The following is a 24,258-nucleotide window of genomic DNA, read 5'->3' on the forward strand; positions in this document are numbered from 1 at the left end:
AATGACTTGAAACGGATGGATTAACGAACCCGACGCAGATAACCATCCGGCGCAACGGTGATCAGCAGCTTGTTCTGCAGTTGCTGGTCGATTTCGAAGCGGTCGTTTTCTTCGAGGTATTTCCACACAGCGGTTTTCGGGTTGTCGCCCGGGCCCCATGGGCGATCCGGGAAGAAGTCCGCCGGCATGTCTTCCACCACCGTGTCCATCACCACGCAGTAGCTGCCCACCGAAACCAGCGGCGCGTACAGGCGCAGTTCTTCGAGGACATGGTCATGGGTGTGGTTGGAGTCGAGTACCAGAATAACTTTCTTGCCTTTGGCCGCTGCATGGACCTGCTCGGCAATGGCCGGATCGATGCTCGAACCCTCGATCATCGAGATGCGCTTGCTCATCGGATGGCTCTCGATGGCTTCACGGTTGTGCGGGCGGATATCCAGGTCGATGCCCAATACTTCGCCGTGGCCTTGCAACTCCAGCAACGAAGCGTAATAGATGATCGAACCGCCGTGGGCGATACCGCATTCGATGATCAGGTCAGGCTTGATCTGCCAGATCAGTTCCTGCATGGCCATCATGTCCTGCGGCAGTTGGATGATTGGCCGGCCCATCCATGAAAAATGGTAGCTGTACTTGTGGCGGGCCGACTCGTTGAAAAACTCCTTGGCCAAGCCGACGAGTTTCTGATCTTGGCCTTGCCCGGCGATTTCGGTCTGGCATTGGGCTTCGAAAGCTGTATGGATAGTGTTGTCAGTCATTTTTCGAATCTCGCGGTTATTGGAACGAAGCGCTGTCAACGGCGTGGTAGACGTAGCGCCCACCGGTCATCCGCTTGATCTCTTCGAGGTAATTGGAATTCATTACGAACAGGTTGGCGCCTTCGGGCAATGCATTCATGGCTTCTTGCGGCGAAGACACCCGGGCGCCCGACAGCGGCAGATATCGCCCCTGCTTGGCCGGGTTGATATCCACCACGCAGTCCACCGCTACACCGGCTCGTTGCAGGAATAGCGAGTAGATCACCCCTTTGGAGGATGCCCCCCAGATCGCCGAGCCTTGTTGCGGCGCGGCCTGAACGATCTGCACGGCGCGACTGAGGCTGGCGGTGAATTCGTCTGGCATTTGCAAGGCTGGAACGGGTTGCTCCGGCTCCAGGCGCAACGTGGCCAGATCGGCAACGATGTACAGGTACTGACCGCCGAACAGGTGCCCGGCCTCATGCACCGTGCCAAACATCCGGCGCAGGTCATCGAGGCGGAAATAGTTCACGTGCTCATAGAACAGGTCGAACCAGGCACGATGCTCCAGGATCCAGTCCAGGCACGGCACTTCAATGTAAATCTGTCCGCCCTGGTTGGCCGCTGAGATTTCTGCAAGGAAAGCCACCGGATCCTGAATATGCTCCAGCACGTGACGTAGCACGACCGCGTCGGCCGACAGGCCCAGATCGCGAGTGAACGGCGCCTTGATCACGTCGGCGTTGTCGCCCTCATAGGCAGGGTCGATACCCGTGATCGCATAACCACGTTCCTTGAGCAGTTCCAGGAAATAGCCTTTGCCGCAACCGACCTCGATCAAGTCCTGACCGCTGAAATGCCTGGCGATGATGCCTTCCACGTCAGCGAGATGCCTCTGGAACTGACCGGAGTGGGCCTGTTCATTCTGGTAGTCGCTGTCATAGCTGAGCTTGTCCGCATCGAACGCTTGGTTGAAAACCAACCCGCTCACGTCGTCCTGAACCAACACCATGTCGGCACTCGCCGAGGCTCTGGCCGACTGCTCATCGGCGAAGGTACGGTTCTGCAGAACCGGAAGGCCGGCGGCCCGGTACAGCTCACGCGTCATGTTCGGCTCCCAACAAGGTTTGCAAACGTTCGGCCACGCCCCAGAACGCCATGGGTTCGTGGGTCGGATAGGGATAATGGCCCAAGTTCAGGCGAATGGCCGCGCCACGCTCGCGCAGGCGTGCTTCTACCAGTGCGCGAACCGACACCGGTTCGCCACTTGAGCAATTGACGACACCATTGAATTCGCGCCGCGACAGCAGACCCGCCATATAAGCACTCGCTGTTTCGATGGCCAGGTAATCGCGCAACTGCTCGCCACCCGACATATCGAATACCGGCGCTTGGGCATCGATGGCCCGGTCCAGCGCCGCGAGCAGGCTGTTGGGGTTCTGACCGATGCCGTGCAAATAGAACAAGCGTACCCACTGCAACGTAAACGAATGCTCGCGTTGCAGGTGTTCAAGAAACAGGCGCAAGGTATTTTTTGCCAAGCCGTAAGGGTTGGACGGTTGTGGCGCAGTCTTCTCGTCAAGCGGCCCGCTCTGCAGGCCATATTCAAAACAGGTACCCGTGACCAGCACCTGTCCCACCCCCGCCACGACTACCTGTTTGATGAACTGATAATCGGCCATCAGGTTATGTTCGAAATGAAGGAGGGCCTGGTAATTCGGCAATCCCGGCCACGCCAGGTGCGCCAAGGCATCGACACCCTTGACCAATGCAGCGACGTCCAGCTCATTGGAATGGACATCGGCCGCGACGAATTCAACACTGTCGAACCAGGGCAGCGCCTCGGCCGGCTCGACCCGACGCGCAACGGCCCGAACCTGGCAACCACGCGCGAGCAGAGCTTCGACGAGATGTCGACCCACAAATCCGGTTGCCCCCGTCACCAACACCTTCATAGGAGCGTCAACTCAGGTACGGCGACTACAAATCGGCCACCCCACCCACGCACCTCTTCCAACTGCTGGCTGACTTCGCTCAGCAGGTTCCAAGGCAGGACGAGAATGTAATCAGGCTTCTCGGCGGCAATACGCTCAGGCGCCACTATGGGAATGCGACTGCCCGGCAAGTATTTACCTTGTTTGTGTGGATTGGCATCGGCTACCCATGCCAGCAGGTCGGGCCTGACCCCCGCATAATTCAGCAATGTATTGCCCTTGGCCGCTGCGCCGTAGCCCACCACACGCTTGCCGTCGGCCTTGGCCTGCAAAAGGAAACGCAGCAAGCCATGCTTGATCGCTTCGGCAGCCGGCGCCAGGGTGGCGTAGTACGCGGCGGTCTTCACGCCAGCCTCCTGTTCGGCCTGCAATTGTTGCTGCACCGAGGACTGGATCGAACGCCGCACTCCGTCGGCACGCTGGACGAAGACTCGCAACGAACCGCCATGGGTCGACAACCGGCCAACATCGAATACTTCCAGCCCGTTGCGCTCGCACAGGGTTTGCACGGAGGTCAGCGACAAGTAGGAAAAATGCTCGTGGTACAGCGTGTCGAATTGCTGCCCGGCCATCAATGTCAGCAGTTGCGGAAACTCGAACGTGGCGACGCCGGTTGGCTTGAGCAGTGTGGCGAAGCCGGCGAGGAAATCGTTGATGTCCGGCACGTGGGCCAACACGTTGTTGGCCGCCATCAAATCCGCTGCCCAGCCTTCGCCGATCAGTTGCGTGGCCGTTTCGCGACCAAAGAACAACTCGCGGATCACCAGGCCTTTGGCACGAGCCGCCTCGGCGGTGCTGCGCGTCGGCTCGACGCCCAGGCAGGGAATACCGCGCTTGGCCACGTACTGCAACAGGTAGCCATCATTGGCGGCAATTTCCACCACGCGACTGTCTGCACTCAATTCGAAGCGCTCCACCATCTCGGCAACGTAGCGCTCGGCGTGGGCCAGCCAGGTGCTGGAGAACGAACTGAAATAGGCGTACTCAGCGTCGAACAATGTGTCCGCGCGGGTGTAGTCCTCGGTCTGCACCAACCAGCATTGCTGGCACACCGCGACCTTGAGCGGCATCCACTGCTCGGCCTGATCCAGTTGGTCGGCCCGCACATAGGCGTTGGATGGCGGCGAAGTACCAAGATCGATCAAAGGCAAAGCCAGGGCAGTTCCGCAACCTCGACAGTTCATAGACGCACTCCAGCGAAACGCTCGTCGAGCAAGGGATGGTTGCTGTCCCGGCTCGACAGATTATTGACAGGCAGCGGCCAAGCAATCGCCAGCCGCGGATCATTCACCGACAGGCCGCCCTCGTGCTCGGGAGCGTAGTCGGCACTGTGCAAGTAAAGCAGCTCGGCGTCTTCGGTCAGGGTCTGGAACCCATGGGCAAACCCGGCCGGGATCAACAGGCTGCGGCCATCGCCAGCCTTCAAGTGCTCGGCATGCCAATGCAAAAACGTCTCGGAATCGGGACGCAGATCCACGGCTACATCCCAGACTTCGCCACGCAGGCAGGTGATCAACTTGGCTTCCGGCTGCGCCGCGTTCTGATAATGCAACCCACGCACGCTACCGCGCTCACGAGTGCAGGAATGGTTGATCTGGCGGATATGAAATGGCTGGCCAAATGCGCTCAGGCTACCTTCGCAGAACAGCCGGGCGAAATGCCCGCGCTGGTCTTCGAAGCGTTTGTGCTGAACGCTGAACAGACCAGCCAGCGGCAACGCCATCAAGGAAAACTCGCTCACAACGCCCCTCGATACAGGTTCAGTTGGCCGAGGCTGACTTGACGCATATCATCGCCGTCCTGCCATGCCAAGTGCCAATCCAGGGTCTGGGCCAGGCATTGTTGCAACGACCAGCGCGGCTGCCAGCCAAGCAGCTGCCGGGCGCGACTGCTGTCCAGGCGCAACAGGCCGGCCTCATGTAAGTCGCTCGGCTCGATGCGCAGGCCGGGCGCTTGCGGCCAGCGCTCGGCCAACAGCTGGACGACCTCGCCGACGCTGCACATGTCGGTTTCACCCGGGCCGAAGTTCCAGGCACCGGCGAACTCTGGTCCCTGCTGATAAAGGCACTCAGCCAATAATAGGTATCCGGCCAACGGTTCCAGGGCGTGCTGCCACGGACGAACGGCCTGTGGATAACGCAGCGTCACCGGCTCGTCTGCCGACCAGGCTTTAAGCACGTCGGGAATCAGGCGCTCGGGAGCGAAATCACCGCCGCCCAGCACATTGCCGGCCCGCGCCGTGGCCAGAGCAAGGCCATGCTCGGCATAGCGCTCAGCCGAAAAGAATGAGGCGGCATAAGACTGCGCCAGCAATTCGCAGCAGGCCTTGCTGCTGCTATAAGGATCGTGACCGCCCAAAGGCTCGTTTTCGCGGTAGGGCCATAACCATTCCTGATTGGCGTAGACCTTGTCGGTGGTAACCAGTACACATGCCTTGACGCCACCCACCTGGCGAACCGCTTCCAGCAGGTTGAGAGTGCCCATGACGTTGCTGGAATACGTGCCCAATGGGTCCCGGTAACCTTCGCGCACCAGCGGCTGAGCGGCGAGGTGCAGGACGATCTCCGGCTGCACGTCGGCCAGCAGTTCCAGCAAGGCGCCGAGGTCGCGCAAGTCACCGCGCCGGTCATCGATGCCCTCGCTCACTCGGGCCAACTCGAACAGGTTCGGCTGGGTGGCGGGGTCGAGGGAAAAACCACTGACCTTGGCCCCGAGGCTTTGCAGCCACAGCGTCAGCCAACTGCCCTTGAAGCCGGTATGGCCTGTGACCAGTACGCGCTTGCCACGCCAGAACTCAGGGTTCAAGACCATTGCTTCCATGGGGCCTCGCCGCTTTGCCACAGGGCTTCGAGGTGGTTCTTGTCCCGCAAGGTGTCCATCGGATGCCAGAAACCGTCGTGCTGGAAAGCGTTGAGTTGCTCCTGCGCTGCCAGCGTCGCCAGCGGTTCGGCCTCCCATGAGGTCTGATCGTCAGCGATATAAGGCAACACCTTGGGCGAAAGCACGAAGAATCCGCCATTGATCCAACCGCCATCGCCTCGCGGTTTTTCGGTAAACCCGAGGACAGAATCGCCGTTGCGCTCCAGCGCACCGTAACGTCCAGGCGGCTGGACGGCTGTCACCGTGGCAAGCTTGCCGTGGGACAAATGAAAATCCACCAGCGCGCCAATATTGAGATCCGACACACCGTCGCCATAGGTGAAGCAGAACGCCTCTTCATTCTCCAGGTAACGCGCCGCCCGACGCAGTCGCCCACCGGTCATGGTGTCATCGCCAGTGTCGATCAAGGTCACACGCCACGGTTCACTGTAGTTCTGGTGAACGTCCATGCGGTTGTTGCACATGTCGAAGGTAACGTCAGAGGTGTGCAAGAAGTAGTTGGCGAAGAAATCCTTGATGGCATAGCCCTTGTAGCCCAGGCAGATCACGAAGTCGTGGATTCCATGGGCGGAATACTGCTTCATGATGTGCCAAAGAATTGGCTTGCCACCGATCTCGATCATCGGCTTGGGCTTGAGGTGCGACTCCTCGCTGATCCGCGTGCCGAGACCACCTGCCAAGATAACTGCCTTCATCGTCTCCCCTCTTGTTCATCACCGGGCTCGACCAAGCGTTGTTTCGCTTTGCGGACGCGGGGATTACACCTTCAATGCCGATTTGGGCGCTGCGAAAGGCCGCGAGCGCTCGTTTTATGGCGATATGAGGGGGGGCTTGCAGGAAACGCGCCAGCTCTGTTGAGGCGGTTTCAGGGGAAGGAAGGCGAAAAGACGACCGTATGCGGCCTTTATGGCGAGGGAGCCAGCTCCCTCTCCACGAGTGTCAACGCTGCACAGGCAACGTTCAATCCGGCAACCACCCCCACAACCAATGCTGCAGGTTCTTGCCGTTGAGCATGTAGTCCCGCAGCACCGCTTCGCGCAGTTCGTCACCCATGCGGTAACTCGCGTCCGGATCGGCCAGGTGCATGCGGATCGCTTCAACCCACTCCTCAGTGCTGTTGCTGCGCACTTTGGTGCAGGGCAGAAAACCGTCGTAGGCCTTGGTGTCGGTGCAGATGACCGGGTAGCCACAGGCACCGTATTCCAGCAAGCGCAGGTTGCTCTTGCAGTCGTTGAAAATGTGGAACTCCAGGGGAGCCAGTGCCAAGTCGAGATTCAGGCTGGCCAGCTTGAATGGGTAGGTGTTCAAGCCGACCGAGCTGTGGAACTCATGAATATACGGACGCAGTGCATCCGGGCACATACCGAAGAACACCCATTCCACTTCGTTTGCCAACTCGCGAACCACGTCCGCAATGATTTCCAGATCACCGCTGTGGCTGGTTCCTCCCCCCCAACCTACCCGAGGCTTGGAGGACGTGCCGCGCCGGCTGGTCAGCTTTGCCCACGGCTCAGGTGGCAACATGTTAGGCACGATACGAATTTCATTGTGCATGCTGGACAAGGCATCAGCGAGCGAAGGTGTCGTCACCACCACACGATCACACAGCCCGATTCCTTCGCGCAGCATCTGTTCGATATTGGCCGGCTTGTTGCGCGCATGCGTGTTTTTCTTGGGTGCCTGGATGACGTAATCGTCGAGTTCGAAAATCCGCAAGGCACCGGAGTATTTTTTCATTCTGAGAATATCGCCGGCGGCCCCTTCGCTGTAGCGCCCCTGCAATACGATCGTATCCGGCGACAGGCGCTCAATCTCGACGGTAGGAGGCGACTCGTAGGCGACCCGAGCGATTACCCGGCCGGCGGCCTCCAATTCGGCCAACGGGGCCGTGACGCGATAATGCCCAACCGCGGTGGCGTTGACCGGCAAGCCAAGTATCAATGGCAGGGCGCGGCGGCAGAACGGGTTCCAATTGTTGCGCAGCGAAGGTTCCAGGCTGAAGCTGGACGCCCCGAGGCTCAGCGCAGGGTTGTAGCCTGGATCCTGGGCGATCTGCGGCAGCCATTTGCGATAGAAGATTTCGCGCTCGCGCTCCACCAACGTGGTTTCTTCAGGCTGGACAGCGGTCGACGGCAGGTCGACTTTCATGACCGTGGCGTAGGGCGTCCAGACAACCAGGTAGCCAATTTTTCCTGCGCGCAGGCACAGATCGACATCGCTGAGGCCGAAGGTTAAGGACGCATCCAGGCAGCCGAGTTCATCGAATACCTGCTTGCGCACCATCAAGCAATCGCTGCTTACCGAACTCCAGTTCTGCGTCGTATGCAAACGCTGCATGTAGCCGCGCGAAGCCGCGGATTCACCGTAGAACGGCGTGCCCACCGGCCCAGCCAACCCAAGAACTTGCCCGCCGCCGACAACCGTGCCTTGAGGACTGAGTATTCTCGCACCCACCACCGCTACCTCAGGACGCTGGGCATGATTGACCATCTCGTCCAACCAGTCATTTTCACAAATGACCGTTTGCGGACTGAGCAACAGCAAATAGTCGCCCCGGGCCTGACCTGCAGCAAAATTGCGCACCGCTGCATCGCTGTCATCACCGGCGTATCGCAATACGCGCAACATGCTCGCACCCAACTGCGACATGTTATCCAGCCAGTCGAGCATTGCCGGGTCCCGGACGCCGCTGTCAACAATCAGAATTTCATAATGGGTGTAGGCCGTACGTTCGATCAGGCTCTCGGCGCAACGCTGCAAGGCGGCGAGCGAGTCACCGGTACGCATGATGATCGATACCAGCGGGCGCTCGCCGTGTCGGTAGCTGATGCGGTTGATCAACGGCAAGGTGTCCGGGGAAATCTCATGATCGATGCCGATACGCTCCAGATGCGCGCCAACCAACCGGGCGTTGCCCTCGATCACCTCGGGCAGCGACAACCATTGGGCGAAGCTCAGGACCGACTCAACCTGGATTTCCGCGATGTGTTCGATGGTCTGAGGGCCAGCCTCTTCCACCAGGCGCCAGAGCAGATCGTGGGGCGCCAGTTCACCGTGATCCGGTTCAAAACCACCGAGGGCCATGAATCGTTCACGCTCGAAAGCCAAGGTCCGACCGACATAGGGATAGGCGCGCATCAGGTCCAGGTTGAAATCCGGCTTGAACACTGGCTCGAAGGACTCGCCGTCCACCAAAGCGCCTTCATCGCTGTAGACGCAAAGGATGCCCGGCCTCCCGGCAACGCGCTCGGCCAGGATCAACAACGCTGAATCGCGCAGCACGTCGCCCGCGCGCAGCACGTAGAACCAATGGGCGCCTTCCAGCTGTGGAACGATGGCATTAAGCTGACTCGGCCAATCCGCCTGGTAAGGCAACTGCAGAACCCGTTCATCCGCTTCGCAAGGAGCATCGGAAAGCACCACTACGGCCTGGGCTGAATACAGCTGGCCCTTGATGCTGCGTAGCGTCGCCTCAAGCGACCCCGCATCGCCGAGCGCGTCGATGACCAAATGCACGATGTTCGGCCGAAACGGCCAACTATCGATGCGCGCGGGCATGACGCGTCGTTCTACCTCACTGAACCGGCGGACGGCCAGCCATTCCCGATAGAAGTCGGCATAACTATCGCTTTGCGCCCCGACTCGACCATTCACGACGGTATTGCGGTTGCCCAATACGCGGGTTACGCAGAGCTCCTGCCAGGCGTGAGGTTCATCGGTGATCTTGTCCAGATCAATGCAGCGCACCCAACCAGAAGCCGGCGCCGCTTCACCGCTGCGCGCGACAAGCATCTGCGCCAGCCATTCCCACTCTGTCTTTGCTGCCTTGAGCATTTCCGGGGTCTTGCTCAAACGCTCCGGGTAGAGGCGCTCGATACTCAACACGGTATTCAAGGCAATCAGATTGCCGCGCCGCATCAGGCAAACAAACAAGGCGAAGTCGAGCACCGCGACAAAACCGGCACCGTCCTGGATCAACGCAGGCAACAATTCCAGCACATCGGCGCGGCGCATCAGGGTGGAACTGAAATTGCCGATGAAGTTGGTTGGCGTGCTCTCGAAAATTGCCAGCATGTCGTCGCCTTTGAGCAAGGCGTCATTTGGCGAGAAGCGGCAGTTATCCACCCGGGGCGGCAAGATGAAGTTGCCTGCGTCGCACAACAGCCGCAGCGCGAACACCACGCTCACGTCAGCATGATCCATCAACGCCTGGGCCTGCATCGCAATGCTCGGTGCGAATAGACGATCGTCATCGCACAAGACCTTGATGAACTCGCCCTGCGCCTCATCGACACAACGCAACAGATTGCCCGGCAGTCCTAGCCGTTGAGGATTTTTCAGATAGCGGACCGGATGGGCCGGCTGTTTGAATGACGCGACTATGTTGCGAATCTCATCGTCAGGCGAATCGTCGCAAACGATGATTTCAACGTTTTCGTAGGTCTGGGCCAACGCACTGAGCAGTGCCTGGTCAAAGAACCGCGGGTTGTAGGCAGGAATGACGATGCTGACGAGGGGAAGTGACTTCACGGTTTAAACTCTCGAGCGGCGGGCCCCGGCCTTTTCAGGCCGGAGCCCCGGAACCGCTTAAAAAAAGACGGTTGGCGGCTCGGTCGATACCGGCTCAGATCTTGTTGAACAGACCCAACTGGGCGATCTTGCTGAACGCCAGTTGCGAGGCTTGCAGCATGGTCTGTTGCAATGTCAGGCGGGTTAATACCTCGGCCGAATCGGAGTCACGGATCGACGATTGGGTCTGTTTATTGGCCAGCATCAAGCTCTGGTTGGTGTCGCTCTGGGTGTCCAGAGCGGCACCACGACCACCCACGGAACTCAGGGCGCTGGACAATTGATCGGTGCCGCTTGCCAGGTTGCCGATGCCGGACGCGAGCGAAGCCTGCAGTTTCTGCAACGCTATCGGATCGTTGTTGGTCGGTGTGTTCAACGCGGTTTTCAGCTGATTCACGGTGTCCAGGATGTTCTGGGTTTCGTGGGTGTTGACCGCGATGCTGAACTGATCATCTGCGGCTGGCGTGCCGTCCAGGGTGAAGCTCACGCCCGAAGCGGTGGCTACGTTACCGGCCAGGGTGCCGCTGGACACGGGTTGGCTGTTAGCGGTCAGCGGCGCTGCGTAAAGGTCGAAATCGGTGGCGCTGGTGAACTTCAACACGGCCGCCCCCGTAGGGAAACTAGCGTGGTAGGCCACCGGATCGGTGATTTCGCTGCCGGTGACTTGCACCGCGGTCGGGTTGCCAGGACTGCGCATCGGAACAAAGGTGTCCGGCTTGGCAGCCAGGGTGAAGGTATGGCCTGGCAACACCGTGCCAGGGACATCGCCCGTTTGCAGATTGATGTTCAGGGTCAGCTCCACACCACGGAACTGGACCGCCTGCCCGCTCTTGCTGTTAGGGTCGAACGCGCCGCCCTGGCTCGCTTCGGCGGTCACGTCATTGCCGAGCGAGTCGGTGATTCTCAGTTGCGTGCCGCTGGTGAACTCCACGGTGTACGGCTCGCCGCTGCGGAACTTGCTGTTATAGCTAACGCTGGAGGAAACCTGGCCGTCGGACAAGACCACGCGCCCGTCATCCACCGGCGGCGCGGTCCGAGTGACCTGGCTGCGGCTGGTGTTGACGGCTTGCTGGAACACTTCCCAGCCGGTGCTGTTGGTGGCCATCGACATGGTGTCACCGACCGGCAGGTCGAGCGTCACCTGGTCGCCGTTGTAGCTGTAGCTACCATCGGTGTTGCGGGAGAACGGGACGGTGTCACCCTTGGAACCGGAGAAGATGTACTTTCCGTTTTCGTCCTTGCTGTTCATCAGGCTCAGCAACTGTTCTTCGATCTGCGCCAGCTCCGAAGCGTTGGCCTGACGGTCAGCGTCGGTGTAACCGGCGTTACCGGCACCGACAGCCAGTTCCTTGGCGCGCTGCAGCACGTTGCCGATGCTGGTCATCACCGCTTCGGTGGTACCCAGGGTGGCCTTGATGGTGTTGGCGTTGGTTTCGTACTGGGCCAGCATCGAAGCCTGGGTACCCAATTGCAGCAGACGCGAAGCGCCCACCGGATCATCGGCGGCGGTGTTCACGCGCACCAGGCTGCTGGCCTCTTCGCTGGTCTTGACCACGTTGGCGAAGTTCTTCTGGTAGTTCGCAGCCGTGCTTTCGTAAAACTGAGAAGTAGAAATGCGCATGGGCTACGGCTCCTTAAAGACTGTTGATCAATGTGCTGAAGATTTCCTGCGCAGCCTTGATGATCTGCGAAGACGCGGTGTAGTACTGCTGGAACTTGACCAGGTTGCCGGTCTCTTCATCCAGGTCGACGCCCGATAGCGAGTCGCGGGCATTCTTGGCGTTGTCCAGGATCGCGCCGGTGGCGGCGCTGTCCAGCTTGCCTTGGGCGGCCTTGGCACCGACGCCTTCCACCAGTTTTCCGTAGGCATCGTTCAAGGAAATGCCCTTGCTGGCCGAACCGGTATCCACGGTTTTGGCGGTCTGCAAGCCAGCGAGCACGGTACCGTTACGGTTATCAAGGCTACCAGGCTGACTGAGGCTTATATCGATGCCGGCACCGTCGGACGGCGCGCCGGCGATGGACATATCGAACGTGACGGTACGCTGCACCGGCGGTACGGACGAATCCATGATCGGGGCGCCGGTGGCGTCCTTGAGCGGAACGCTCAGGCTCAGGGTATTGCTCTGGCCTGGCTTGATCGTACCGGCGCTGATCGTACCGCCCTGGGCATCGAGCAACTGATAAGCCTGGCTGGTTCCATCGGCCGAAGTCGCGCCAAACACCACTTTGACCGGCATCGAATTCTTGATGCCGTTCTGGATGATGCTGGTAGTGGCTTCGTCGTAGATGTCCAGCTTGGTGGTCATGGTCGGCTGGCCGCTGGCCGGAATGGTCAGCGTGCCGCTGCCGCCCGGCGTGATGGCGGCGCCCAGCGGCGCGGCAATCGCCAGCCGCTTGGAGTCGGTCATCTCGGTCTTGATGCTGCCCGCGGCGTTGCGGGTCGGGGTGATCTTGAACGAGTCACCGACGGCCGCGGTGCCGTTGGCGAAGGTCAGCGAGAAACCATCGACCACCGGTGCCGGCGTGGTCGCGGTGTTGAACGCACCCATCGGCGTGTTATCGGGCAGACGCTGGACGGTGTAGTCGGTGGCGCTGGTGAAGGTGATCTTGTAGTCGTTGGTGGTCAGCTTGCCCGTGTCTTCGATCGACACGTTGAAGTTGCCGGACCCGGCGCTGTTGCCCAGCGAGGCAACGCTGCGCTGGCTCATCTGCGCCGCACTGTTGATGCTGCTGAACAGGTTGGAACCGAATGCGCCGTTCTTGTCGATACCCGAGGCCTGGATGCTGTTCATCTGGTCGGCGACGACCAGCGCCACACGGCCCAGCTCGTTCATGGCCGGGTCGAGGACGGTGCTGCGGTAGCGCATCAGGCCACCGATTTCACCGCCGGTCATCACCTGGGTGATGTCCATGACGCTGGAGCCGCTGTTGAGCTGGATGCCAATGCGACCGGGGTCGTTCTTGTCCGGCACCGCTTCCAGTTTATTGGTGATATTGCCCATGACCAGTGGCTGGCCGGATCCCAGGTAGATGTCCAGGCTGCTGCCGTTCTCCACGACCTGAGTGCCGGTGAAGGTGGACAGCTGGCGAATGGTCTCGCTGCGGGCATCGAGCAGGTCGTTCGGCGCGCCGCCGGCGTTGGAGACTTCGGCGATTTTCTTGTTCAACTGGGCGACGGTGGTGGCCAGGCTGTTGATCTGCTCGACCATGTTCGACAGGTTGCCGTTGATGTTCTCGCTCTGCGCCGTCAACTGGCTGGCTACCGAATTGAAACGGTTGCTCAAGGCCTGTGCATCGCTGAGCAGCAACTGGCGAGAGGCGTCGTCGCCCGGCTTGGCGTTGACGTTCTGCACCGAGGCGAAGAACTTGGTCAGCGCGCCGTTGAGGCCAGTGCCGCTGTCCGACAGCAGGGAATCAAGCGGTGTGATCTGCCCCTGGTAGGCCGCCGCATCGCTGTTGAGCGAGGTGGTGGTCTTCAGTTGTGCTTCAAGATAGGAGTTGTAGACCCGGCGTACGTCCGCCAGGGTCGTGCCGGAGCCGATGAACACGTTGCCGTACTGGTTCGACGCCTTGGTGGTCTGCACGGTCTGCTGACGCGAATACCCTGCGGTATCGACGTTGGCGATGTTGTTACCCGTGGTCACCAGTGCGGTCTGGCTTGCGGACAGACCCGACATCCCGATATTGAGCAAACTCATGGTTCAGACCTTATAAAGTCGTGGTGGCACCAGCCGAAGCGTAGTTTTGGTAACTCGTCATCTGCCGGGCTATGTTCGAAATCTTGCTGGCGTAGTTCGGGTCGGTGGCGTAACCGGCCTTCTGCAACTCGCGTACAAACTGTTCCGGGTTATCGGCCGACTTCAGCACAGCTTGATAGCGACTGTTGCTTTGCAGCAGATTGACCAGGTCATGGAAACTGTCACGGTACGAGGCGTAGGAACGGAACTCGGCCGTCTCCTTGACCATCTCGCCATTGCGGAATTCGCTGGTGATCGCCCGCGCCGAATCGCCCTTCCAGTTCGCGCTGGCCTTGATGCCGAACAGGTTGTGGCTGCTGCTGCCATCGGGCTGGCGCATCACCGATTTGCCCCAACCGGTTTCGAGAGCAGCCTGGGCCACCAGGTAACGAGGGTCGACGCCGATACGGTCCGCTGCTTCCTTGGCCATTGGCAGCATGGCGTTGACGAATTCATCGGCATCGCGGAAGGCCTTGCGCGCCGGTGCCAGCGGTGGCTGGGCCACGGCGCGGCCATAGACTTGCATGTCGCCTTTGGGCTCGGCAGCCTTGAGCGCGGCCAGCCAGTCACCGTTGGCCAGCTCACCGGAAGCTGGCTTGACGGCGGCAATGGCGCGATCAGGCAAGACGTTCTGCGCCATCGCTTCAGGCTTGACCGATGCCGAAGGCACCAACCCCGCGAGCAAGCGGTCGGCGAGTTTCGGTGGCAGGGCCAGGCGGCGCTGGTTGATCAATTCCATGTCGTTACGGTGAATGCCCTCGGCACCTTGCGGCGCGCTCACGGCACGCGACGCCCAGAGTGGGCGCTGGCCGTTGCTGCGCGACAACGGCCCGTCGGGCAGCGTTCCGGCCGCCACAGGCGTGGGTACTGGCGCCTTGGCCTTGTCCAGCGCCTCTTGCTGCTTGGCGGCCGATAAGGTGGCCGCCTCGCCCGAGGCCAGCGGTTTGTTCTTCGACATCTGGCGCAGCAGCACGTCAGCCAGGCCGATACCGCCGCCCTCGCGGGACATGGAAACGGCCAACTGCTGGTCGTACATCTCCTGGTATTGCTTGGCTTCCGGCGTGTTCATCGGATTGTCCTTGCCCAGGGCCTCGGTGGCCGAACGCATGGACTTGAGCATTTCGCCGAGGAACAGCGACTCGAACTCCTGCGCCACTTTGCGCAGGTTGCCTTCGCTGTTCTTGTCGCCGACCTTGAGCTGATTGAGGCGATTGAGGTCCGAATAGGACGCTGAATCCCCACTGATCAAGGCGCCTTTGCGCATATCCACCATGACCGCTTTCCTTAAATCACGATCAGGTCGGCTTGCAACGCGCCGGCCTGCTTCAAGGCTTCGAGAATCGCCATCAGGTCGCCCGGTGCCGCGCCGACCTGGTTCACCGCCCGGACGATTTCATCCAGGGTCGTGCCCGGACCGAACTTGAACATCGGCTTGGCTTCCTGCTCGGCATTGACCCGTGAACGCGGGACCACGGCGGTCTGGCCGTTGGACAATGGGCCCGGCTGGCTGACGATCGGGTCTTCGGTGATGGTCACGGTCAGGCTGCCGTGGGTCACGGCGGCTGGCGAAACCTTGACGTTCTGGCCAATCACGATAGTGCCGGTGCGCGAGTTGATGATGACTTTCGCCACCGCCTGGCCCGGGTCGACTTCGAGGTTTTCCAGGATCGACAGGTAGTCGACCCGCTGGCTCGGATCCAGTGGCGCGGTGACGCGGATCGAACCGCCGTCGATGGCCTGGGCCACGCCTGGGCCGAGCATGTCATTGATCTTGTCGACGATGCGCTTGGCCGTGGTGAAGTCGGAACGATTGAGGTTCAGCGTCAGGCTGTTGCCCTGGTTGAAACCGCTCGGCACCGCACGTTCTACCGACGCGCCGCCAGGGATGCGCCCGGCCGACGGAACGTTGACGGTGATCTTCGAACCGTCGCGCCCTTCGGCATCGAAACCGCCCACCACCAGGTTGCCCTGGGCGATGGCGTAGACGTTGCCGTCGATACCCTTGAGCGGGGTCAGCAACAAGGTGCCGCCGCGCAAGCTCTTGGAGTTACCGATGGACGAAACGGTGATGTCCACCTGCTGGCCGGGCTTGGCGAAGGCCGGCAGATCGGCACTGACCGACACCGCCGCTACGTTTTTCAACTGCACGTTGCCGGAGCCCGCCGGCACCTTGATGCCGAACTGCGACAGCATGTTGTTGAAGGTCTGCAGGGTGAACGGTGTCTGTGTGGTCTGGTCACCGGTGCCATTGAGGCCAACGACCAGGCCGTAGCCGATCAACTGGTTGGAACGCACGCCGGAAATACTGGCGATGTCCTTCAGGCGCTCGGCTTGAGCGCTGAAGGCTGCCGACATCACCAGGGCACCGATCAACAGCTGTTTAAGATTCAACTTGATCACCTAGAAAGGGAACTTCGGGCTGAGGAAGAAGCGGTCGAACCAACCTGGCTGACTCGCATCGGCAAAGGCACCAGTGCCCGAATAGGTGATGCGCGCATCGGCCACGCGAGTGGACGAAACGGTGTTATCGGTGGCGATGTCATCGGCCCGAACCATGCCGGCGATGCGTACCAGTTCGTCACCGGTGTTGAGCGTCAGCCACTTTTCACCCCGTACGACGATGATGCCGTTGGGCAGGACGTCGGCCACCGTCACGGTGATCGAACCGGTCAGGCTGTTGCTCTGTCCCGACTTGCTGTCGCCCTTGGTGGCACGGTCGGCGCCATAGCCGGCGTTGAGGCTGAGATCGTTGCTGCCGATCGGATTGTTGGTGGTCAGGCCCGAGCCGAACAGCGATGTCAGGCCGACGCTGGTCTCGCTGGTCTTGTCGATCTGCGAGTTGGCGTTCTTGCTGGCCTGGGTCCGCTCGTTCAGGGTGATGGTGATGATGTCACCGACCCGGAAAGCCTTGCGATCGCTGTACAGGTTCTGCTCGAAACCGGCCTGGTAGATCGAACCGTTATTGGCCGCCGCCGGCAACGGTGTGCGCGGCAACACCGGAGCGTAGTACGGGTCATTGGGCCTTGGCGTTGGCGCGACACAGCCCGCCAATGCGGTGATCCCACTCAATGCCAGAACAGATACGAAGCGATTCATGACCCTACCTCTTGGTGTTGCAGGCGACCCTGGAGCCGCCCTGTCTACGTGATGACGAATGTTGCGACGCGATTACAGGTTCTGCGTGACGAACGAGAGCATCTGGTCGGCGGTGGAGATCACTTTGGAGTTCATCTCGTAGGCGCGCTGGGTGGTGATCATGTTGACCATCTCCTCAACGGTGCTCACGTTCGACGTTTCCAGGGTGTTCTGCAGCGTGGTGCCGAAGCCGTTCAGGCCAGGCGTGCCGACTTGTGGCGCGCCGCTGGCAGCGGTTTCCATGAACAGGTTGTTACCCACCGCTTGCAGGCCGGCCGGGTTGATGAAGTCGGCGGTCTGCAGGTTGCCGATCACCTGGGAGGCCGGGTTGCCCGCCACGGTGATGGACACGGTGCCGTCGCGGCCCACGGTGAAGGTCTGGGCATCGTTCGGGATGATGATGGCCGGCTCCAGGGCGAAACCACTGGCGTTGACGATCTGGCCATTGGAATCGAGGTGGAAGGTACCGTCACGGGTGTAGGACGTGGTGCCGTCCGGCTGCAGGATCTGGAAGAAACCGCGACCGTCGATGGCCATGTCCAGCGGCTGTTCGGTGGTCTGCAGGCTGCCGGCGTTGAAGTTTTTCTGGGTGCCGACGATGCGCACACCAGTACCCACTTGCAGGCCCGACGGCAATTCGCTGTCCTGGGTCGACTGGGCGCCTGGCTGGCGTTTTACCTGGTAGAGCAGGTCCTGGAATTCGGCGCGATCACGTTTGAAACCCGTGGTCGAGACGTTCGCCAGGTTGTTGGAAATGGTGGACAGGTTTGTGTCCTGGGCGGACAGACCTGTTTTGGCAACCCAAAGAGCCGGAAGCATTCGATTCTCCTCTCACGCCTGTTTTTCGGCGCAGCGCTGTAATTAGTGATTAGATCTGCAAGACCCGAGCCATGGCCTCATCGCCTTCTTTGGCGGTGTTCATCATCTTGACGTGAAGCTCGAACTGCTTGGCCAGGGCCAGCACCGAAGTCATTTCATCCACGGCATTGACGTTGCTCGCTTCCTGGAAGCCCGACACCAGTTGTACGTTGGCATCGATGGGCGCGGGCTGGCCATCCTTGGTACGGATCGAGCCGTCGAGGCCCTTGGTCATGTTCTTGAGGTCAGGGTTGACCAGTTTGATTCGGTCCACCTCAGCCATCACCCGCGGGCCTTCGCCCATGGCGCGAATGCTGATGGTGCCGTCCTGCCCGATTTCGATTTTCTGCTCTGGTGGCACGGCGATCGGACCGCCATTGCCCATTACCGGCATGCCGTTGCCGGCCCGCAGCACACCCAAGGCGTCAACGTTGAGGCTGCCGGTACGCACGTAGCTTTCACCGCCGTCGGGATTCTGCACGGCCATCCAGCCCGGCCCGCTGACCGCCACGTCCAGGTCGCGACCGGTTTCAACCAGCGCTCCCGGGGTGAAGTCAGTGGCAGGCCGCTCGGACATGGCAAACGCCCGCGCCGGAAAGCTGTCGCCGAACACCGGCATCGAACGTGCCTGCTCCAGGTCTTTCTGAAAACCATTGGTGGAGATGTTCGCCAGGTTGTTGGCATGGGCCCGTTGCGCCAGTGCGTTCTGGCTGGCGCCGGTCATTGCCACATAAAGGTACTTGTCCACTGTCGTTCCTCTGCATGCCGGACGTTTGCCGCCCACTGCTGTGTTGCACAGCCTTAAGCAAATTGCAGACCAACTTATTTCTGACGCTGGTGGGGCCGGTAAATAAAGGGCTTGGCGGAATTGAAAGGGATTATGGAAACGTATCGAAGACGAAAAACCGGCGGTGTCGTGCCGCTTACGGCAAGTGTCCGCCTAACCTGATCAAATAGACGCCCGTGGCGAGGGAGCTTGCTCCCGCTGGGCCGGTCCGACGCCTCGGGCGTAGCGGCCCCACACTTTTGGCGATTGCTACGCAACCGAGCGGGAGCAGCTCCCTCGCCACGAAGCGTCTATCATCACACGCCGGGTTCTTTGCCCACCTCATACTCACGCAACTTATTGGCAATCGTCGTATGGGAAACCCCCAGCCGCTTGCCCAGTTGCCGGCTGCTCGGGTGTTCGGAATACAGGCGCTCGAGCACGGCCTTCTCGAAACGGCCGACGATCTCGTCCAGCCCTCCGTCGAGGGAAAAGTCACCGAGGGGTTGGCGCACGCCGTAGTCCGGCAGGCGAATGTGTTCGGCCTTGACCTTCCCGCCGTCGCATAGGGAAACGGCCTGGAACAGCACGTTTTCCAGTTGCCGGACATTGCCTGGCCAGTGGTAGTGACTGAGCCGGTCCATCGCCGCTGGGGCCAGTCTTGGCAGTGGGCAGCCAATCTGGCGACTGGCCTGGTCGAGGAAATGCTCGACCAGCGGGGCCAGCCCGTCGAGGCATTCGCGCAGCGGCGGGATGTGCAGAGAAAGCACATTCAGGCGATGGTACAAATCTTGACGGAATTCTCCCCGGGCACAGAGTTCGGATAAATCGACCTGGGTCGCGCAGATTACCCTGACATCCAGGTAGACCTCTTCGTCACTGCCTACGCGGCGGAAGCAACCGTCCTGTAGGAAACGCAGCAATTTCACCTGCAGGCGCGGACTCATTTCTCCGACACCGTCGAGAAACAGCGTACCGCCCGCCGTCAGCTCCAGCAGCCCGAGCTTGCCTTCGGCCCGCGCCCCTTCGAAGGCGCCGGGCCCGTAGCCGAACAGTTCAGTCTCGGCCATGGACTCCGGTAATCCGGCGCAGTTGAGCGCCATCAACGGCGATTGCCCCCGTGGGCTTGCCAGGTGACAGGCACGGGCCAGCAATTCCTTGCCGGTTCCGGTTTCGCCTTCTATCAATAGCGGCGCGTCCAGCGGCGCCATGCGCCGGGCCTCGCGGACCACCGCCGCCATTACCTTCGAACTCTGGAAAATACTGTCGAAGCCGCGCAGTTCCTGCTTGCGCACGTTATAGATGCGCTCGCCTACCCGGTCGGCGCGGTGCAAGGTCAGCACCGCGCCGGCCATCGCCTCGCTGTCGTCGTGCTCCGATTGCAGCGGCGCGATGTCCGCCAGGAACACATCGCCCTTGACCTTGACCCGCAGGCCATTGATCCGAGATTGGTTGGCGCGCACCAGTTCCGGCAGGTCGAAGTCCTCGGCGTAGCGGGACAAGGGAATCCCCGGCACCTCGTCGACCCGCACCCCGAGCAACTGCGCCGCCGCCCGGTTGGCCGCGACGATGGAGCCGCCCATGTCGATGGACAACACCGGAAACTCCAAGGCGCCAAGCAAGGCATTGAGCTCCATGTGCCGACGCTCGCTCGGCATCAGCCCTACGCGCTTGACGCCGAACACCCCGGCGATGCCTTCGAACTTCGGACGCAACGCCTGGAACTGGATGTTGATCAGGTTCGGGCAGTGCAGGTAGATCGCATTGCCATGCTCGCCACCGACCTCGCCCCGGGCGACGTTGATGCCGTATTCCACCAGCAGATTGAGAATGTCCCGCAGGATGCCGATGCGGTTCTGGCAATGGACTTTGATACGCATGAGAGGCCCGATGCTGTTCACTTAAGGTTTGTTTGATTCATTGTGGCGAGGGAGCTTGCTCCCGCTGGGGCGCGAAGCGGCCCTGTTTTTTTGGGGCTGCTGCGCAGCCCAGCGGGAGCTAGCTCCTCGCCACAGTTTTCTGCGCTGCGGCGCAAATAGCCGTCAAGATTATGTGACAGTTTGAGGACCTTTCCCAGCCGAAAATACCTACAACACCGAGACTCGCCAGAATACGTAACGGAAACTTTACATTTTGTGCGTTACTGGCGGTTGTTCGGCCAGCTAGCCCTGCTGCGCCTGCCCCTGGTTTGGGTTATCCCTTATGCATCGCTGGAGATAACAACAAACAAATCTTCCCCTTGAGGGATATCAGCAGGAGAGCAGCATGAAGCAGACGCAATACGTGGCCCGCGAGCCCGATGCGCAAGGTTTTATCCACTACACCGCTGAAGAACACGCAGTGTGGAACACGCTGATCACCCGCCAGCTGAAAGTCATCGAAGGTCGTGCGTGCCAGGAGTACCTGGACGGTATCGACAAGCTGGGGCTGCCCCATGACCGCATCCCGCAGCTGGACGAAGTCAACAAAGTGCTGGGCGAGACCACGGGCTGGCAGGTCGCCCGGGTGCCCGCGCTAATCCCTTTCCAGACCTTTTTCGAGTTGCTCGCCAGCAAGCAGTTTCCGGTGGCGACCTTTATTCGTACCCGTGAAGAACTGGACTACTTGCAAGAGCCGGACATTTTCCACGAGATCTTTGGTCACTGCCCTCTGCTGACCAATCCCTGGTTTGCTGAATTTACCCACACCTACGGCAAACTCGGCCTACAGGCCTCTAAGGAAGAACGCGTCTACCTGGCGCGTCTGTATTGGATGACCATCGAATTCGGCCTGGTGCAGACGCCGCAAGGCCGGCGCATCTACGGCGGCGGCATTCTCTCGTCGCCCAAGGAAACCGTGTACTGCCTGTCAGACGAGCCGGAGCATCAAGCCTTCGACCCGCTGGAAGCCATGCGTACGCCTTATCGCATCGACATCCTGCAGCCGGTGTATTTCGTGCTGCCCGAGCTCAAGCGCCTGTTCGACCTGGCCCACGAGGACATCATGGGCATGGTCAAGCGCGGGCGGGAACTGGGCCTGCACGCACCGAAATTTCCACCGAAAGCCGCGTGAACCGCTGGTTTTGATTCCAATTGAGTCTGTTGCGCCTCGCGACTTTGCTTTAGCGTGGCTGCATCGACGTTTTCCAAATATCCGATCCGGGAACCCACCATGACCACTTTGAACCAAGCCCATTGCGAAGCCTGCCGCGCCGATGCCCCACAGGTCAGCGACGAAGAACTTCCAGTACTGATCAAGCAGATTCCCGACTGGAACATCGAAGTGCGCGACGGCGTGATGCAGCTGGAAAAGGTCTTCCTGTTCAAGAATTTCAAGCACGCCCTAGCGTTCACCAACGCCGTCGGCGAGATCTCCGAGGCCGAAGGTCATCACCCGGGCCTGCTCACCGAGTGGGGCAAAGTCACCGTCACCTGGTGGAGCCATTCGATCAAGGGCCTGCACCGCAACGACTTCATCATGGCCGCCCGCACCGATGAAGTTGCCAAAACCGCCGGGGGCCGCAAGTAATGCATTTCGATGCCATCGGCCGCGTGCCCGGCGACCCGATCCTGGGCCTGATGGAGGCCTACGGGGCGGACAGCAACCCTGGCAAGTTCGACCTGGGCGTTGGCGTCTACAAGGACGCCCAGGGTCTGACGCCGATTCTGCAGTCGGTGAAACAGGCCGAGCAGCGGCTGGTGGATCGCCAGGTCACCAAGACTTACATCGGCGGTCATGGCGACGCCGCGTTCGGCCAGTTGATCAATGCACTGGTTCTGGGGGCGGGCTCACCGCTGATCGCCGACCAGCGCGCCGGCGCCACCCAGACCCCGGGCGGCACCGGCGCCCTGCGCTTGAGTGCCGATTTCATTGCCCAATGCCTGCCGGGCCGTGGCGTGTGGTTGAGCAACCCGACCTGGCCGATCCATGAAACCATCTTCGCCACCGCGGGGGTCAAGGCCAGTCATTACCCTTATGTGGGCACTGACAATCGCCTGGATTTCGAGGCCATGCTGGCAACGCTGGGCCAAGTGCCGAAGGGCGATGTGGTGCTGTTGCATGCGTGCTGCCACAACCCGACCGGCTTCGACCTGTCCCACGACCAATGGCGCCAAGTGCTGGATGTGGTGCGCAACCGCGACCTGCTGCCGTTGATCGACTTCGCCTACCAAGGCTTTGGCGATGGGCTGGAGCAGGACGCCTGGGCCGTGCGGTTGTTTGCCGAAGCGTTGCCCGAAGTGCTGGTCACCAGCTCATGCTCGAAAAACTTCGGCCTGTACCGTGACCGCACCGGTGCGCTGATTGTCTGCGCCCGCGATGCCGAAAAGCTGGTGGACATTCGCAGCCAACTGGCCAACATCGCCCGCAACCTGTGGTCGACGCCACCGGATCATGGCGCGGCGGTGGTGGCGACGATCCTTGGCAATCCGGAACTCAAGGGTTTATGGGCCGACGAAGTGGAAGCCATGCGCCTGCGCATCGCGCAACTGCGCAGCGGCCTGCTGGAAGCGCTCGAACCCCATGGCTTGCGTGAGCGCTTTGCCCATATCGGCGTGCAACGCGGGATGTTTTCCTACACCGGCCTGACACCGGGACAGGTCAAGCAGCTGCGCGAGCGCCACAGCGTCTATATGGTCGGCACCGGCCGGGCCAACGTGGCCGGCATCGATGCGACGCGCCTGGATGCGCTGGCGGTGGCGATTGCGGATGTTTGCAGGTAGCTTTCTGTCGCCGCTGGTCTCGTGGCGAGGGAGCTTGCTCCCGCTGGGCTGCGCAGCAGCCCTAAAGTAGAAGCTTAAGATTGTCAGGCTGTCTCTGCTCGACACTTTGGGGCGGCTTCGCCGCCCAGCGGGAGCAAGCTCCCTCGCCACGATGGATCCAAACAGCCTCGAGTCATCCGCCGCCCTTGAGAAGTTATTCCCCCGTCCAGGCCCGGACAAACCGCCCGATATCTTCCTGTGGTGCCGTGCGCGCCTCTTTCTGCGGCGTCCCAAGGTAAAGGAAACCAATCACCTCCTCGCCGTCTTCAAGCCCCAGGCCCCGGGCCACATGCGGCGAGTAAGCCAGCTCACCCGTACGCCACACGCCGCCTATCCCTTGTGCATAAGCGGCCAGCAGAATGCCGTGTGCCGCGCAGCCTGCCGCCAGCAATTGTTCAGGCTTTGGAATCTTGAAATGGTCTTGCAACCGCGCAATCACTACCACCACCAGCGGCGCCCGTAGCGGGCCGTTGAGGGCTTTCTCCACGACGGCTTCGGGCACCAGCGGATCATTGAAGCGCGCTGCTTCGGCCAACAGCTCGCCCATGCGATGGCGTGCCTGCCCCTCCACCGTCAGGAACCGCCACGGGCGCAACTGGCCATGGTCGGGCGCGCGCATCGCGGCCGCGAACATGACTTCGCGCTGTTGCGGCGTGGGCGCCGGGTCCACCAGGCGTGGCACGGAAACACGGTTGAGCAAAGCATCTAAAGCCTGCATCGGCGACCTCCTGGAAAAATGTTCGGCTATTCTAGTGGCTGTTCCGTCAATCCGTTAGCCCGAATTCAGAGACAGGCAACGCCGGACGCCGGTTTACACGCCGCTTGTCGCAGGTAGAATGG

20 protein-coding genes are annotated in these 24,258 nt (G+C 60.9%); 3 read left to right on the forward strand and 17 right to left on the reverse strand.

Features of this window, described 5'->3' with window-relative positions:
• Positions 1–20: 20 nt before the first annotated feature.
• The 16 genes from J3P90_RS18330 to J3P90_RS18405 all read right to left on the reverse strand — a co-directional run bounded on the left by J3P90_RS18330 (position 21) and on the right by J3P90_RS18405 (position 20,559).
• Positions 21–758 carry a cephalosporin hydroxylase family protein gene (locus J3P90_RS18330; RefSeq protein WP_434675176.1) on the reverse strand — a complete coding sequence of 246 codons (738 nt, stop codon included), beginning with the start codon at positions 756–758 and terminating at the stop codon, positions 21–23.
• Positions 759–774: 16 nt separating this feature from the next.
• On the reverse strand, positions 775–1,845 hold the full coding sequence (locus J3P90_RS18335) for a class I SAM-dependent methyltransferase (RefSeq protein WP_434610254.1): 1,071 nt from the start codon (positions 1,843–1,845) through the stop codon (positions 775–777).
• Positions 1,835–2,692 carry an NAD-dependent epimerase/dehydratase family protein gene (locus J3P90_RS18340; RefSeq protein ID WP_434675177.1) on the reverse strand — a complete coding sequence of 286 codons (858 nt, stop codon included), beginning with the start codon at positions 2,690–2,692 and terminating at the stop codon, positions 1,835–1,837. Before J3P90_RS18340 ends, J3P90_RS18335 begins: the two co-directional genes overlap by 11 nt.
• Complete coding sequence (locus J3P90_RS18345) at positions 2,689–3,915, reverse strand: methyltransferase domain-containing protein (protein ID WP_434675178.1); 1,227 nt, start codon at positions 3,913–3,915, stop codon at positions 2,689–2,691. Before J3P90_RS18345 ends, J3P90_RS18340 begins: the two co-directional genes overlap by 4 nt.
• The gene (rfbC, locus tag J3P90_RS18350; RefSeq protein WP_434562972.1) at positions 3,912–4,472 is read right to left on the reverse strand and encodes a dTDP-4-dehydrorhamnose 3,5-epimerase; all 561 of its coding nucleotides are present in this window, start codon (positions 4,470–4,472) and stop codon (positions 3,912–3,914) included. The genes J3P90_RS18345 and rfbC overlap by 4 nt, the downstream gene beginning before the upstream one ends.
• A complete protein-coding gene (gene rfbG / locus J3P90_RS18355; protein WP_434610249.1) occupies positions 4,469–5,551 on the reverse strand; it encodes a CDP-glucose 4,6-dehydratase in 1,083 nt (360 codons plus the stop codon). Before rfbG ends, rfbC begins: the two co-directional genes overlap by 4 nt.
• Positions 5,533–6,306, reverse strand: coding sequence for a glucose-1-phosphate cytidylyltransferase (gene rfbF / locus J3P90_RS18360; protein WP_420767398.1), 774 nt, complete (start codon positions 6,304–6,306; stop codon positions 5,533–5,535). Before rfbF ends, rfbG begins: the two co-directional genes overlap by 19 nt.
• A 265-nt stretch (positions 6,307–6,571) precedes the next feature.
• On the reverse strand, positions 6,572–10,141 hold the full coding sequence (locus J3P90_RS18365; RefSeq protein ID WP_434675179.1) for a glycosyltransferase: 3,570 nt from the start codon (positions 10,139–10,141) through the stop codon (positions 6,572–6,574).
• 94 nt (positions 10,142–10,235) lie between these two features.
• The gene (locus tag J3P90_RS18370; protein WP_434675180.1) at positions 10,236–11,801 is read right to left on the reverse strand and encodes a flagellar hook-associated protein 3; all 1,566 of its coding nucleotides are present in this window, start codon (positions 11,799–11,801) and stop codon (positions 10,236–10,238) included.
• A gap of 13 nt (positions 11,802–11,814) precedes the next feature.
• Positions 11,815–13,881, reverse strand: coding sequence for a flagellar hook-associated protein FlgK (gene flgK, locus J3P90_RS18375; RefSeq protein ID WP_434675181.1), 2,067 nt, complete (start codon positions 13,879–13,881; stop codon positions 11,815–11,817).
• A gap of 10 nt (positions 13,882–13,891) precedes the next feature.
• Positions 13,892–15,190 (reverse strand): flagellar assembly peptidoglycan hydrolase FlgJ, encoded by a 1,299-nt coding sequence (gene flgJ, locus J3P90_RS18380; protein WP_420767430.1) that lies wholly within the window; start codon positions 15,188–15,190, stop codon positions 13,892–13,894.
• Positions 15,191–15,204: 14 nt separating this feature from the next.
• On the reverse strand, positions 15,205–16,275 hold the full coding sequence (locus J3P90_RS18385) for a flagellar basal body P-ring protein FlgI (RefSeq protein ID WP_170847652.1): 1,071 nt from the start codon (positions 16,273–16,275) through the stop codon (positions 15,205–15,207).
• A gap of 45 nt (positions 16,276–16,320) precedes the next feature.
• Positions 16,321–17,016, reverse strand: a complete 696-nt coding sequence (gene flgH, locus J3P90_RS18390) for a flagellar basal body L-ring protein FlgH (RefSeq protein WP_420767402.1) — start codon at positions 17,014–17,016, stop codon at positions 16,321–16,323.
• Positions 17,017–17,088: 72 nt separating this feature from the next.
• Positions 17,089–17,874, reverse strand: a complete 786-nt coding sequence (flgG, locus tag J3P90_RS18395) for a flagellar basal-body rod protein FlgG (RefSeq protein WP_186610404.1) — start codon at positions 17,872–17,874, stop codon at positions 17,089–17,091.
• 49 nt (positions 17,875–17,923) lie between these two features.
• The gene (locus J3P90_RS18400; protein WP_003199043.1) at positions 17,924–18,661 is read right to left on the reverse strand and encodes a flagellar basal body rod protein FlgF; all 738 of its coding nucleotides are present in this window, start codon (positions 18,659–18,661) and stop codon (positions 17,924–17,926) included.
• Between the two features lie 335 nt (positions 18,662–18,996).
• A complete protein-coding gene (locus tag J3P90_RS18405) occupies positions 18,997–20,559 on the reverse strand; it encodes a sigma-54-dependent transcriptional regulator (protein ID WP_420767403.1) in 1,563 nt (520 codons plus the stop codon).
• A 385-nt stretch (positions 20,560–20,944) separates the two neighbouring features.
• Here J3P90_RS18405 and phhA point away from each other — a divergent pair, with 385 nt between their 5' ends.
• From phhA to J3P90_RS18420, 3 genes are all read left to right on the forward strand, one after another.
• Positions 20,945–21,730, forward strand: a complete 786-nt coding sequence (gene phhA, locus J3P90_RS18410; RefSeq protein WP_186704640.1) for a phenylalanine 4-monooxygenase — start codon at positions 20,945–20,947, stop codon at positions 21,728–21,730.
• Between the two features lie 99 nt (positions 21,731–21,829).
• On the forward strand, positions 21,830–22,186 hold the full coding sequence (locus J3P90_RS18415; protein WP_434675182.1) for a 4a-hydroxytetrahydrobiopterin dehydratase: 357 nt from the start codon (positions 21,830–21,832) through the stop codon (positions 22,184–22,186).
• Positions 22,186–23,379, forward strand: coding sequence for an amino acid aminotransferase (locus J3P90_RS18420; RefSeq protein ID WP_434675183.1), 1,194 nt, complete (start codon positions 22,186–22,188; stop codon positions 23,377–23,379). The genes J3P90_RS18415 and J3P90_RS18420 overlap by 1 nt, the downstream gene beginning before the upstream one ends.
• A gap of 193 nt (positions 23,380–23,572) precedes the next feature.
• Here the strand turns inward: J3P90_RS18420 and J3P90_RS18425 are convergent, their stop codons facing one another.
• Positions 23,573–24,136 (reverse strand): NAD(P)H nitroreductase, encoded by a 564-nt coding sequence (locus J3P90_RS18425; RefSeq protein WP_434562958.1) that lies wholly within the window; start codon positions 24,134–24,136, stop codon positions 23,573–23,575.
• Between the last annotated feature and the right edge of the window lie 122 nt (positions 24,137–24,258).

The sequence above is a fragment of the Pseudomonas sp. D3-10 genome, from assembly GCF_051132175.1.
In the GTDB taxonomy this organism is placed as follows: domain Bacteria; phylum Pseudomonadota; class Gammaproteobacteria; order Pseudomonadales; family Pseudomonadaceae; genus Aquipseudomonas.

Excerpts from the sequence above, each read along its gene's own strand:
- J3P90_RS18330 (WP_434675176.1), bottom strand. The coding sequence starts at position 758 with ATGACTGACAACACTATCCATACAGCTTTCGAAGCCCAATGCCAGACC.
- J3P90_RS18335 (WP_434610254.1), bottom strand. The coding sequence starts at position 1,845 with ATGACGCGTGAGCTGTACCGGGCCGCCGGCCTTCCGGTTCTGCAGAAC.
- J3P90_RS18340 (WP_434675177.1), bottom strand. The coding sequence starts at position 2,692 with ATGAAGGTGTTGGTGACGGGGGCAACCGGATTTGTGGGTCGACATCTC.
- J3P90_RS18345 (WP_434675178.1), bottom strand. The coding sequence starts at position 3,915 with ATGAACTGTCGAGGTTGCGGAACTGCCCTGGCTTTGCCTTTGATCGAT.
- rfbG (WP_434610249.1), bottom strand. The coding sequence starts at position 5,551 with ATGGAAGCAATGGTCTTGAACCCTGAGTTCTGGCGTGGCAAGCGCGTA.
- rfbF (WP_420767398.1), bottom strand. The coding sequence starts at position 6,306 with ATGAAGGCAGTTATCTTGGCAGGTGGTCTCGGCACGCGGATCAGCGAG.
- J3P90_RS18370 (WP_434675180.1), bottom strand. The coding sequence starts at position 11,801 with ATGCGCATTTCTACTTCTCAGTTTTACGAAAGCACGGCTGCGAACTAC.
- flgK (WP_434675181.1), bottom strand. The coding sequence starts at position 13,881 with ATGAGTTTGCTCAATATCGGGATGTCGGGTCTGTCCGCAAGCCAGACC.
- J3P90_RS18385 (WP_170847652.1), bottom strand. The coding sequence starts at position 16,275 with ATGTCGGCAGCCTTCAGCGCTCAAGCCGAGCGCCTGAAGGACATCGCC.
- flgH (WP_420767402.1), bottom strand. The coding sequence starts at position 17,016 with ATGAATCGCTTCGTATCTGTTCTGGCATTGAGTGGGATCACCGCATTG.
- flgG (WP_186610404.1), bottom strand. The coding sequence starts at position 17,874 with ATGCTTCCGGCTCTTTGGGTTGCCAAAACAGGTCTGTCCGCCCAGGAC.
- J3P90_RS18405 (WP_420767403.1), bottom strand. The coding sequence starts at position 20,559 with ATGCGTATCAAAGTCCATTGCCAGAACCGCATCGGCATCCTGCGGGAC.
- phhA (WP_186704640.1), top strand. The coding sequence starts at position 20,945 with ATGAAGCAGACGCAATACGTGGCCCGCGAGCCCGATGCGCAAGGTTTT.
- J3P90_RS18415 (WP_434675182.1), top strand. The coding sequence starts at position 21,830 with ATGACCACTTTGAACCAAGCCCATTGCGAAGCCTGCCGCGCCGATGCC.
- J3P90_RS18420 (WP_434675183.1), top strand. The coding sequence starts at position 22,186 with ATGCATTTCGATGCCATCGGCCGCGTGCCCGGCGACCCGATCCTGGGC.
- J3P90_RS18425 (WP_434562958.1), bottom strand. The coding sequence starts at position 24,136 with ATGCAGGCTTTAGATGCTTTGCTCAACCGTGTTTCCGTGCCACGCCTG.